General features: G+C 45.7%; 9 protein-coding genes and 1 tRNA gene. 1 reads left to right on the plus strand and 9 read right to left on the minus strand.

Annotated elements, in window-relative coordinates; genetic code table 11:
* Positions 1-3,921: a peptidoglycan DD-metalloendopeptidase family protein gene (locus tag LTAR_RS05375; RefSeq protein ID WP_062421133.1), complete on the minus strand. Its 3,921-nt coding sequence runs from the start codon at positions 3,919-3,921 to the stop codon at positions 1-3.
* A 203-nt stretch (positions 3,922-4,124) separates the two neighbouring features.
* Between LTAR_RS05375 and LTAR_RS05380 the strand changes: the two genes are divergently transcribed.
* Positions 4,125-5,354 (plus strand): EAL and HDOD domain-containing protein, encoded by a 1,230-nt coding sequence (locus LTAR_RS05380; RefSeq protein ID WP_062421135.1) that lies wholly within the window; start codon positions 4,125-4,127, stop codon positions 5,352-5,354.
* An 8-nt stretch (positions 5,355-5,362) separates the two neighbouring features.
* Here LTAR_RS05380 and LTAR_RS05385 read toward each other — a convergent pair whose 3' ends face one another.
* The 8 genes from LTAR_RS05385 to LTAR_RS05420 all read right to left on the minus strand — a co-directional run bounded on the left by LTAR_RS05385 (position 5,363) and on the right by LTAR_RS05420 (position 12,184).
* Positions 5,363-6,343 carry an alpha/beta hydrolase gene (locus LTAR_RS05385; RefSeq protein WP_081419827.1) on the minus strand — a complete coding sequence of 327 codons (981 nt, stop codon included), beginning with the start codon at positions 6,341-6,343 and terminating at the stop codon, positions 5,363-5,365.
* An 83-nt stretch (positions 6,344-6,426) separates the two neighbouring features.
* The gene (locus LTAR_RS05390; RefSeq protein ID WP_062421138.1) at positions 6,427-7,725 is read right to left on the minus strand and encodes an adenylosuccinate synthase; all 1,299 of its coding nucleotides are present in this window, start codon (positions 7,723-7,725) and stop codon (positions 6,427-6,429) included.
* A 12-nt stretch (positions 7,726-7,737) separates the two neighbouring features.
* Positions 7,738-8,310, minus strand: coding sequence for a hypoxanthine phosphoribosyltransferase (gene hpt / locus LTAR_RS05395; RefSeq protein ID WP_062421140.1), 573 nt, complete (start codon positions 8,308-8,310; stop codon positions 7,738-7,740).
* A gap of 250 nt (positions 8,311-8,560) precedes the next feature.
* Positions 8,561-8,634: transfer RNA gene (locus tag LTAR_RS05400), tRNA-Val, on the minus strand.
* A gap of 94 nt (positions 8,635-8,728) precedes the next feature.
* Positions 8,729-9,391 (minus strand): hypothetical protein, encoded by a 663-nt coding sequence (locus tag LTAR_RS05405; RefSeq protein ID WP_062421141.1) that lies wholly within the window; start codon positions 9,389-9,391, stop codon positions 8,729-8,731.
* A 1-nt stretch (position 9,392) separates the two neighbouring features.
* Entirely contained in the window at positions 9,393-9,812 is a 420-nt protein-coding gene (locus tag LTAR_RS05410; RefSeq protein WP_062421143.1) for a secondary thiamine-phosphate synthase enzyme YjbQ, read from the minus strand.
* A 22-nt stretch (positions 9,813-9,834) separates the two neighbouring features.
* Positions 9,835-10,974 carry a RuBisCO large subunit C-terminal-like domain-containing protein gene (locus tag LTAR_RS05415; protein ID WP_062421145.1) on the minus strand — a complete coding sequence of 380 codons (1,140 nt, stop codon included), beginning with the start codon at positions 10,972-10,974 and terminating at the stop codon, positions 9,835-9,837.
* A gap of 229 nt (positions 10,975-11,203) precedes the next feature.
* Positions 11,204-12,184 carry a sugar-binding transcriptional regulator gene (locus LTAR_RS05420; RefSeq protein ID WP_062421146.1) on the minus strand — a complete coding sequence of 327 codons (981 nt, stop codon included), beginning with the start codon at positions 12,182-12,184 and terminating at the stop codon, positions 11,204-11,206.
* Between the last annotated feature and the right edge of the window lie 28 nt (positions 12,185-12,212).

Here is a 12,212-nt window from a genome sequence, read left to right on the forward strand (position 1 = left end):
TCAGGAACCGGTCGCAGAATTGCGTATGCGGCTGGCCAGTTTTAATAGGGCTGTCAATAATGGGATCAAGATAGCCCCGCATACCACAGGTATGGGCGAAAAAGGTTCTGCTTGATCGTAGCAGATATTATAAATAGACCTTGTTCCGGCTAGGTTATCATTGGCCGCTTTTACATGCAGGTAATACGTGGCGCTGGTTTCGGGCTGGTAATTCAATGTGGTAATTGAATTCAAAGTTTCGGGAGAGATTTCATCCGTCACGGCCTGGCCGGCAAGATTAAAGACCTGGAGGGTAACACCGGCGGCCAATTCCTGGGGAACAGCTTTGAATGTATACGTTTTCCCACCCTGTAAAAGCATGCTGGTCCAATCTTCATCTTTGAATCCGCACAGGTTATGAAGCTGGCAATTCCCTGAAGTTAGTGATGGCGAATTGGTGGGAACGTTATCCTTAGGTTCATATTTATCGGGGATGCACTCCTTTTCAACCGTTGTTTTTACCTGAGGTTCTTCCGGAAATTCTTCAGCACCTGATTCTGTTATGGCCCGAATCCGGAAGCTGTAAGTGGCACCGTTGGTGGCAAAAAAGCTGGTTTCTCGGGCATTACCCGGCAGAGGTTCTGCCCAGGCCTGCCAACCACCGTTGTTCACCTGATATTGAAGCTCAAAGTGATCAATTTTGACTTTAGAAACAGCTGTCCATTTGAGGTTGATGAGAGTGCTTCCGTATTCATTGGGGAGAGCATCCAGATGCGTTACTGGAGTTGTGCCGTCGCCAGCCAGAATAACGGCTGCACTGTCAGTGTGGTTACCCGCCTGGTCAAATGCACGGGCAAATACTGCCGCTCCCTGTAATTTGCCTGTGTAATCGGCCGGGATTGTTCCTATCCAACCGTCTTTCGCGGAATCATCCACAGCCACACGATCTGCTTTTTCAACGGGTACTCCGGCTGGTTGAACATAAAACTCTACCCGACTTGCCGGCTTATCGCCATCTGCCGCTTCTGCTGAAAGGGCAATGGGTAGAGCCAGGCTTATTGATCCATCGGCCGGAGTGATTAATTTGATGGATGGCGCGGTTGTATCCTGAATCAAGGAGAGTTGGTAGTCGAGATAAGGGACTACTACTTTGGTATTTGCACTGGCTGATACTTTAAGGAGGTATTGTCCGGCTCCGGGCAGGTTGGCTGTCAATTGAGCGGTGCTGCCGCTAACTTTGGCATCGGCCAGAGTTGTTTTTCCATCGGAACTGATCAAAGATAGCGCTGGCTGCCAGTTTGTTGCTGTTGATGTGATATTCAGTGTGGCATTGAATGCCTGTTTATTATCACTGGTGAATGTAAAGTAATCAACATCACCAGCCGGGCAAATCTGCCCACTGGCATTCTTCCCAACCGCTATTGATTGGGCGTTTTCTGGAGAATCGTCATTGGCAAATTCCTGACATACTTTGGATGGATTATCACTGATTCGCACTGCGGTGATCGCCCAGCCAAGTCCGGTGTTGTACATTGAATCAATGGTATCGAAATGGAAGCGGAAGCGAACATTCTTGCCAACATAGGCAGAAAGATCAATGGGTTTGCTTTCCAGCAGACTGGTTCGATCAGAACTGCCTGAGATTTTTTGCAGATCCTGGAATGGTCCACCATCAACAGAAATTTGGAGAATTCGCTGATCCCATATCTCACCTGATGATTCTGTAACAGATACATATCGGAAGGAGAATTGTTGGCCTTTATATCCGATATGGATTAATGGTGAAGTCAGATCGCCCGAAGCGCGCGAATCACCCTTACTGTATTCATTATCGGTTCCGAAAATCCACCCGGTTTGACTCTCGGTTCCAACTTTGAAACTGTTCCGGGTCCACAAACCGGTGCCAGCCCAACCAGCTGCATCTTTGTAGAAACCCACTTCATAGGGTGATGTTATGGGTGTCAGGGTTTCAGTCTTTCCTTCTTTGATGATGAACTTTCCGGATGCTGATTTTTCACCGGCACTGTTACGGGCAGACGCCGTCCAGTCATAATTACCAGGTTTCAATGTGCCCAACGAGAAGGATACAGATGGTTGCCAGTTTTGAACGGCATTGAATCCATCGGGTCCAGTAACAGATGCACGATATTCCACTGCACCTGGAACCGGCTGCCAACTTAAGACGATGGAGTCGGAGGATGTAGCATCACCACCATTCGGTCCTGAGACTGGATTCAATACTGGCTCAGACGGTGCAGACAATACACTGACCAATTTCAATGATGAGACACGATTGGCTCCAACAATCTGGGTATCCAGATTTTCAGAAGAAGATGTCAATGACTGACTTCTTCCAGAGAAATCGACGCCATCATATAGGATAGCGCTGACGCCACCACCCAGTTGGATGGATTCAAGGTTGTTATCTCCAAAATCAACCAGCGAATTGATATCTGAGATATCACCTATATCAATAACCTTGCAGAATCCCTGGAAATTGGCGTTGTTATACAGGGCAGCCTGGTTGGCTGCTGGTGAACAGGCAGGGGGTAATACAGGGCAGGTGAATTTCTTGCGTATGGGTATATCCCCAATGGGTGTGATTGTTTTATTCCCGCCGTTATCCCAGATATTAATACCTACAGATAATGGACCATCCGGGACGCCTGCGGCACAAAGATCTACGTCTGTCACAAAAGCCGAATCAGTGATTGGATCACCTGCTGCCCGCCATTGTCCGTCATATTTCACCATAGGCTGAATACGTGCCACCCCAGATTCATCTGATCCATAACCGCTCAAGGTTACAGTCTGGCTGGTGACGAGTGTGTTGGCAGCCGGAGCATTCAAAACACCTGTTGGCGGTTTGGAATCACCATTGTTCGATGTATATTTATCACCGGGCATGCATTGACTACCATACGTTGGAAAGGCCTTTGCTTCTGCGCATGTACGCGGCCGACCGCCATTAACAGAGACATCTTCAAACACGATGTCGACCGAATTTCCCCAGTAGGACGTGGAATTGGCATGTACATGAAAATGAAGATGCGGTCCAGAACTATACCCGGTGTTGTCTACATTTCCTATATACTGGCCCTGATTTACCCATGTGCCTTTTACACGAAGCGCCTCTGGAATGGAATTCTGGGAAAGATGGAAGTAGACCTGATAGGTCACAGGAGAGGTTGAATCATCTTCAAGTATGATGTAGTTGGCATTTTCGTGGTTGTTATCAGGAAATTTCCAGACGGCATATTTTACACGGCCGCCTTTGGCAGCCAGAATGGGGAAGTTCCCGCCGTCGGCAAAATCGAAAGCATACATGCAGGATGATGGACAGGATTTATAGGTCAAGACATGTCCGATACTGCCTGTGAGAAATTTGGTAACACCCTTCTTCCAGGGAAGGCGATACCCGCGCAGAGGAGCGGCTTTCGTTAAGGCCTGTGGAGCCGACATGTATTGTGCCTTGGTTTCAGCGTCAATCATAGACTCGGGGATATCCTTCAACAGATTGTTAAAGCCATCATCTGCCTGAACGGTGACCGTCCAGTTATTTTCTTTTGTCTTTTGTGCAATTGCCAGGCCTGGTTCTGCTGGAATTAATGTATCGGTATCTTTATCATATAAAGCCAGCCACAGCAGCGCGGTGTTCTTGTCTTCCGTGTAAGAGACTTGGGTGATCCCAACCCGGTACATCAGGTAAGATAAAACTTCTGGATGACGCTTCAGCGCTTCTTGAAGTGCCTGGTCAAGTTGGGCTGTGGCCATGTCTTTGGGTTGGGAATATTTCGGAAATACCATTGAGGCATCAGGCTCGGCAAAGAAAATCTGATAAGCCAGAATGGCCGATCCTGCAGCAAGGATAAGAAAAATCCCGATTAACACCGGGAGCAGCCAACGGGGAAAGTTGGATCCTTTTCGATTAAATTGGTTCATTTAAGTCACCGTTTTTAAACGTAGAGTCAGATGAAACGGTGCAACTTACAGGCCAGTGATTTTTCTTCTCCGATAATCTGAATGACAAGATTTATAGTAAATTAACCCTAATTCAACAAAACTTGATATATGATTCTGTTATTAATAGAATCAGTTCGTTTTTCTTATGTAAATTTTTCACTGAAACAAGGAATTCTTAAAACGTGTCTGATTTGCTTGTGGGACGTCAACCGATTTTCAACCGGAACAAGGAGGTGATTGGCTATGAACTTCTATATCGCAGCAGCCAAAATGAATCATCGGTTAATGTTTCAAATGGTGATTACGCCACTACTCAGGTATTATTAAATACATTTTCAGAAATCGGTCTGGATAATATCGTTGGATCAGGCTTCGCTTTTATTAATTTCACCCGGAATTTTCTTGTAGGAAAATACCCCATTCACCTTCCACCTGAACGGATTGTGGTGGAAGTACTGGAAGATATCACCCTGGACAAGCAATTGCTTGATTCACTGCAGGGACTAAAAATCTCCGGTTTTCAAATTGCACTGGATGATGTTATCACAATAGACAGGGTCATTCCTGCATTACGCTGCGGTCTTGTCAATGTCATTAAAGTTGACCTGATGGGAATGAAACGGGTATTGCTGCCAGATATGGTCAATACACTCAAGCAACACGGAATGTTATTGCTGGCAGAAAAAGTAGAAACATTAGAAGACTATGACCTGTGCTACCGATTGGGTTTTGACTTTTTCCAGGGGTATTACCTGTGCAAACCCAATATTGTCAAAGGGCGGCGCATGGATTCCTCACGTCTTGTCGTCATGCGGCTTCTGGCTCAGGTGACGGATCCCAAGGCAGATTTTAAAAACCTCGAGACTCTGATATCTCAAGATGTGGGATTGACGTACAAGTTACTGAAACTGGTCAATTCGGGATATTACTCTCTCTCCACCACAGTCAATTCCATCCGGCAGGCTATATCACTTATTGGATTGAGTCAGCTTCGAGGCTGGATGATGCTCATCCTGATGTCAACCGTTGACGATAAACCCCATGAACTGACGTCTATTGCTCTGCAGCGGGCAAAAATGTGCGAAATGATCGGAAAAGCGCTGGGAGAATCTCAGGCGGAATCCTATTTTCTTACGGGGCTGTTTTCAGTGTTGGATGCCATAATGGATTTACCCATGCATGAAGTCGTTTCCAGTATCCATCTGGCTGACGACGTTGTCGCCGCTCTGATCAAGCATGAGGGAAAAATTGGTTGTTCATTGAAAACAGTGTTGGCCATCGAACAAGGGGAGTGGGAGAAAGTGTTGGAATGCGGTATTCAACCAGAAAGACTACGTTCTATTTATTTCGATTCCATTAAATGGGCAAACATTCTGACCAATGAAGTATATGAATCAAACCTTCCCAATTAGGAACTGAATTATTTCAATTGCTGCTCAAAGAACGCCGCAATTTTGTCAAAAACACTGTCAAGCGGCGGTTCAATAGGTTCATCTTTAACAGGTATGAAATTGTGATCAGCATTTTTTACGGTAAGAAATTCCACGCTGTTTCCCTTTAATTTCATAGCATCATACAACCATATTGACTGTTGATATGGGACTACCTGATCAACATCTCCATGGACAATTAACATAGGCGGAGCCGATGGTGCCACATAAGTTAACGGACTGGCTTTTTTCAAAACAGGATCATCAACAGACCGGGCTCGAAACACTTTCTGCATGATATCGGTTGAATCATCAACAAAAATTTTCGTATTATCCGTAATCCCGTAAATATCCACTACAGCCTGAACGCGACTGGATTGTTGGGCATATTCTGGTGTGTCCCACTCAGTAACGGAAGTTGCCATTCCCACCAATAACGCCAGGTGCCCTCCGGCACTGTCGCCAAAAACGCCGATCTTTTCTGGATCAATGTTGAATTTCATGGCGTTTTCCCGTAAATAGCGAACGGCACAGCGGGCATCTTCGATCATGGCCGGGAAGGGATGTTCAGGCGCAAGCCTGTAGTTAATGGAAACCGTGAAAATCCCTTTATCCTGCAATTTCTTCATCAGAGGGAAAAACAATTCGGAGTCTTTGTCACATTCCAACCAGGCGCCCCCATGAATGTAAATTACCGCCGGGGTGGGATGATCAGATGACGTGATCGGATGATATATATCCAGTTTTTGTGGAATTCCTTCCGGTGTGCAATATGTAATATCCCTTTCGATGGATCCTGACTTGGAAGCGGGATTTAACTGAGTTGGAGTAACAGGCATGGTTGGTTTTCCTTGTAAATCAAAAACGGTTGATTGGATTATCGTGGTTCGGGTCGGATTTACAGAACATGCAGAAAGCAATATCAGTAAGATGTAATAGAACCCGGCATGGGTGAATTTTACAGCTTTCATTATATTCGACTGAAAATGCAGGATATTCTGGAAATCAAAACCGCTGCCTTGATTTCGACAGCGGTCTAACCATAAAGAATGTTCTAATCGAGATGGATAATCTGATCTCTTTCAGGACCAACCGAGACCAGACTGACTTGAACGCCACTCAATTCCTGTAAACGGTGGATATACGCCTGGGCGTTTTGGGGTAAATCCTTCCATTTACGAATTCCAGTCAAATCTTCCGTCCAACCGGGAAGCGTTTCATAGACGGGTCTGGCTTTCGCTAATTGCTCTGCACTGAGACCTACCGGCAGGGTTTCGTATCCCATACCGTTCAATTGGTACGAAGTGCAAATTTTGATTTCTGGAAGGCCAGATAAGATATCCATTTTGGTAATACACAATTCGTTAACACCATTAATCGCCACCGTATATTTCAATAATACGGCGTCGAACCAACCAACCCGGCGAGGACGACCTGTTGTAGTGCCAAACTCATCCCAAGGATTTGCCCCGGTGCCGCGCAGACGTTCGGCCATTTCACCGGAGAGCTCGGTTGGGAAGGGTCCTGACCCCACTCGTGTCTGGAAGGCTTTGGTGATGCCAATAATCCGGTCAACTGGCATGATCCCCAGACCGAGACCGCTAAAAACACCGGTCGCGGTGGTGCAGGAACTGGTAACGTATGGATACGTCCCGAAATCCAGGTCCAAGAGAGAACCTTGAGCACCTTCTGCCAGTACCTGATCACCGCTGCGAAGAGTGTCATGAAGCAGTTGGGAATAATCCTGAATATAAGGAGCGATTTTGCTGGCTTCAGCAACCCATTCAGCGGTCATTGCTTCAATATCCAGAGGCTCTTTTTCATACATTCGCTGGAGTTGAATATCCACTTCACGGAAATGCTCTTTGACACGAATGCGAAATGCCTCGGGATCCAGAATTTCTCCGGCACGCAGCCCACGGCGGGCGGCTTTGTCAATATACGCCGGACCAATCCCCCGGCCTGTGGTGCCGATGGCACCCTTACCACGGGCGGCATCTTGAGCCTGATCAAGCAGGCGGTGAGCCGGAGTAATCAGATGTGCCAGCGGTGATATGTAAAGCCGGCGCGGTGAAATTTCGATGCCGCTTTTCTTGAGGGTATCCATTTCTGAAAGCAGGGTGAGGGGATTGATCACCATCCCGCTTCCAAGAATTCCAATGGTATGGGAATGAACAATACCGGAAGGGATCAGATGAAGTTTGAACGTCTTTGTCCCGACGGTAACGGTGTGACCGGCGTTGTCACCTCCGTTATACCGGCAGACCAGGGCTGCATCGGCCGATAGCAGATCGACGACACGACCTTTGCCTTCATCGCCCCATTGTGTACCCACAGCAATATGGATAGGCATGGCAGACTCCTGTTACTTATGTTTACTCTTCTCGTATTTCTTCGGATCAACTGAAGCGATATAAGGGAGATTGCGCCCTTTTTCATCTATATCCAATCCGTAACCCACCACAAAGACATCGGGGATGGAAAAACCCAGATAGTCAATAGGCACATCCACTTTATGGCGTTCTACTTTATCGAGCAGAGCGCATATTTTTAAACTGCGGGGATTACGGTCAAGCAGTAACTTGCGGACAGTGTTGATGGTGAATCCGGTATCCACAATATCATCAATCAAGATGACATCCCAACCGGAAATGTTGGTCTTATGGTCAGAATCGATACGGACGAAACCATTGGTTTCTGAACCCGAATAGGAAGAAACAGACATGAAGTCCATGGTGAGTGGCATTTGAACTTTACGCATCAGGTCTGTGATAAAAACAACACTTCCGCGCAGGAGGCCCAATAAAAGAAGCTTCTCAGAATCACGATAATCGTTATGGATCTGGTTGGCAATAAAAGAAATTCGTTTTTCGATTTCTTCCGGCGTAAAGAGAACCTTGCCAATAAAGTCATATGGAAAATCAAACTCGGAAGACATTAAGTCCGCTCCAATTCAAGAGATGATCAAAAAACAAACCTATGATACAGCATTTTTATAAAAACGCGGCTGATTGGTTCGTTTTCTCTCTCTATAGTTTTATGAATATGATTATGAAAGGTCAGGGAATGAGAAAGGTAAGAACAACCTGTTAAAACAGGGCCGAAATGATATTGACAGGAATTCAATTCAAATTGATTAGTGAATAAAAAAGTACAATTCTAATCAGAATTGTACGAAGAGAGAAGTGTGGGCGGAACAGGACTCGAACCTGCGACCACATCGGTGTAAGCGATGTGCTCTAACCAACTGAGCTACCCGCCCGGGAGTTCCTATTATACACCAGGGAATGATTATTTTCCTATATTTTTTCAAATATTTTTGAAAACAGGGATGCCTTCGGGCATCCCTGTGAGCGTTAAATATTTGTTCTCGCCCCGGCTTTGGGATGGTAAATATCCTCATCGGTTTTCCATATTCCCTGGAGAGCCAGATCGATTTTGAGCCTACGCGGGTATACGAAAGCCGTAGAGACCAATCCAAGTTTATGAAGGGCTACCGCCCGCATCTGGCGAGGGTCGATCAGAATACATTCGTCTATGTTGCGACCGGCTGCCTTCGGGATGGAATAGGCAATATCGGGTAGCATACGATTTAATTTGAATGGTGTTGTGAATATCAACCGGTTGGCAGGGAAAGAATTTTCGAGTTGCCAGCGTTTGATGAGACTATGGAACCAGGTTTCAGGGAGGTCAACAATCACACGGGTATCATTATCAGAGACGACATGCGTATAGATATCGTGCAACGGTTTGTTCAGATTCGCCTGGTGGATGATTTCACTCTCAAGGTGATCTACAGTTAGGTTCACCTGGCAAAGTTCAACGGCTTTCTGGCAGAATTCATCTGAGGTCAACTTTCCTACAGACAGATCATCTTGAATAAACTGGATTTTTTCCTGCAAAGTTACTCTGGCAGCACCGGAAAGATCGGGACGCAAAATTTTCAATACAAGAGATGAGACGGTTTCGGTAAAAGCGCCGTCAAACCAGAAGAATACGGTTTCAAATTTTTTTGGCATTCTACTCTCCCATCACCTGTAAAACGATATACCGGGGGAGTCCTTCCGGCTGGCCGTTGGTTACCATGATTTCCTGATGGGTTCCAAGAACCATGGAGCCATCATGAATGGGAACAACAATGGAGGTTGGCATAAAGGCAGCCCGTACATGAGCCGAACCATTGAAATCTAATTCTCGCCGGTGGTGAAGATATTTTCCATCTGAAGGGGCCATGGCTTCCAGAGCTCTTTCGATATCCGCAATGATGCCGGACTCATGTTCACCAATAAATATGGACCCGGTTGTGTGTTTGTAGAAACCGGTCAACTGGCCTTCTTTTACACCGGTTTCGGTCACAAAATCAGTCACCAGATGGGTGATGTTCTGAAGAGAAAAGCCGGGCCCCGGTGAAATTTCAAGCGTTTTTGTAAAGAAGTTCATGGATGCACCTTTTAATTAATTCTCAAGATTCAAGAGATTCAAGAAAATTGTGGCTGTTGGCAATCAAATCGGGGCCGGCCTTATGCAAGCCGCCGCCCATCAAATAGATCATTTCATTGTCGTACACCTGTTTCATGTCAGGGACATTTTTCATCGTAATACCACCCCCGGCTACCGGGAAAATTGGTTTGATGTTGTACATCGGGTCTGCAGTGCCTTTTACAACTGACAGGCAATCTTCTTTTGTGCTGGCGAACCGGCTGCCAAAATTGATAAAGATGCTCATATCCGATCCCGCCAGACGGGCAATCTGCCCAAACCAGGTGTATGGTGAAAAACCTGCTGTGGGACTGACAACATAAGATCCAGAAAAGGAAGGATGGGTCATAATGGGTAAACCCAGTGAATCATCTTCTGACAACATGCGAACGGCATCCCAACCGGTATGAGCAGGGAGAACCATCAATCCGCCGCAGCCTACCTTTTTCGCGAAATGGGCATTTTCTAATAATTCGTCGGCACGGCCGGTAATATTGGGGAGAAAAATGCTTTTCCGGCCGGTTTCTTTATTGGCCTTTTCGATAGCTTCCTGGTTGTATTGAACCCGTTCCCTGAATTTAGAAAACGGCTGGTTGGAAATGCCATGGTCGTCTTTGATGATATCAATCCCACCTTTGGCAACCTGATAGCCCATTTCTGCCAGTTCTTTGTAACTCAACCCCATTGGTTTCAAGGCTGTACTTAATAATGGACGGTGGGGAACTCCCAGAATTTTGCGCAATCCTTCCCGTCCAAAACGTGGACCGGAAAATTTGGCGGCCAGTGAAGGTGTGAGGTTAATTCGTTCCACCCGAATATTGGGCATCAAGCTGATGTTTCCCAACACAACATTTAATAATTGGGCGATTGTGAAGGCAGTAATTTCCACTGCATAACTGATGGTGACATGGAAGTGATTTTCTCCCACCTGTTTGACATCTTCAACTTTGCCAACCACCTGATCTTTGATTTCTCCTTCTGGCAGTAATTCGTATGGGAATTCGATGGTATCTTCTACGATGATGGCCGTGGTCATCTGATCGATTTCGGTACGAGTGCCAAAAAGGCTGTATTCGACTGTAAACCGATCACCTGATAAATGCAATTCCTGGTTTCCTTGCATAATAAATTCTCCTTATGGGCTTGTAAGCCAGAAGTTGATAAATAGCTGGATCTATGTCTTTACCAATAAAACTAATTTTGACCTTGCTCAGAAAACAATGAATAAATAAAGTACCTATAAGAATCGTTCTCAATAGATTCTTTGAATGTGGATATTTTTGCTATAGGAGAAGCTCCTTTCAAGATGAATGTATGGATAAATGCATCGAAAACTTATTGATGCGTTTGGGTTAAGACAATTCTAAAATTTCGGCCGCCGTATGTTCGTCTGTGATCAGCACGTTAAAATAACGAGCTTTTAAAGCTGCATGGATAGTCTTCACTTTTTCTTTACCGCCAGCTACCAGCACGCCCAGGTGAACTTTTTGAAGAGCTTCGAGCGATATGGATATGATTAATTCGTCATAGGGAACTTTTACCGGATTTCCGTCGATATCAACGAAATGCCCCAGAATATCACCCACTGCGCCATTCTCAGAGAGATATCTAAGGGTCTCTTCCTGTAGACTTTTATTTTCATAAAGCAGGGCACCCGTATCTACTCCACCACAGCTCTGGAAAAGAATATCGCAATGATGGGCTTTTTCGAAAACCTGATTAAGAATGGGTTCAGATAATATGATCTCGTAAGCTTGTTTGCTTGAAACAACGGATGGTGCCAGTAAACGATATGCCCGCCCACCACAAATCTCAGCCATTTGTGACGTGATGTTCAATGAAATCATAGCAGACGACGGTCCAGTAACTCCACCGATAATGTCGGTGAAATCACACGCGATCTTCCGTTTTGGACGGAAGTATTCAGGCATATAGTAAAGCGTACGGCTTAAGCCCATCCCGATCGTCAAACCCGATTCCAGACGAGGTACAAGCCATTCACTGGCTCCTTTAGCCAACAAACGCAATTGCGATTGGCGTTGTTCCACACTCATCACAACTTTGACATCTTTCAGGTTGTATTTATTCGACAGTGCAGATTCAAGTTCGAGGAGGCTGTTATTTTCGGATTGAATACTGATTTGTACCAATCCTTTTTCACGGGCTCGCTTTAGATATCGGGTAATTTTGATTCGAGACACATTCAAACGGTCAGCAATTTCTGCCTGGGTAAGGTCTTCCATGTAATATAGCCAGGCAATTCTGACCAGCAACTGGTCTTCACCAGATTGGTCAAACGAGGTAGATCTGTGGGTGTAATTGTTCATTGCCATGGCATATTTTCCTCGTTATTAAAATCCA

The organism is Leptolinea tardivitalis (genome assembly GCF_001050275.1).
Classification (GTDB): Bacteria; Chloroflexota; Anaerolineae; order Anaerolineales; family Anaerolineaceae; genus Leptolinea; species Leptolinea tardivitalis.

What these genes read in the sequence shown, in the direction of transcription:
- LTAR_RS05405 (WP_062421141.1), bottom strand. Translation starts at nt 9,391, where the DNA reads ATGCCAAAAAAATTTGAAACCGTATTCTTCTGGTTTGACGGCGCTTTT.
- LTAR_RS05420 (WP_062421146.1), bottom strand. Translation starts at nt 12,184, where the DNA reads ATGGCAATGAACAATTACACCCACAGATCTACCTCGTTTGACCAATCT.
- LTAR_RS05385 (WP_081419827.1), bottom strand. Translation starts at nt 6,343, where the DNA reads ATGAAAGCTGTAAAATTCACCCATGCCGGGTTCTATTACATCTTACTG.
- LTAR_RS05410 (WP_062421143.1), bottom strand. Translation starts at nt 9,812, where the DNA reads ATGAACTTCTTTACAAAAACGCTTGAAATTTCACCGGGGCCCGGCTTT.
- LTAR_RS05375 (WP_062421133.1), bottom strand. Translation starts at nt 3,921, where the DNA reads ATGAACCAATTTAATCGAAAAGGATCCAACTTTCCCCGTTGGCTGCTC.
- hpt (WP_062421140.1), bottom strand. Translation starts at nt 8,310, where the DNA reads ATGTCTTCCGAGTTTGATTTTCCATATGACTTTATTGGCAAGGTTCTC.
- LTAR_RS05390 (WP_062421138.1), bottom strand. Translation starts at nt 7,725, where the DNA reads ATGCCTATCCATATTGCTGTGGGTACACAATGGGGCGATGAAGGCAAA.
- LTAR_RS05415 (WP_062421145.1), bottom strand. Translation starts at nt 10,974, where the DNA reads ATGCAAGGAAACCAGGAATTGCATTTATCAGGTGATCGGTTTACAGTC.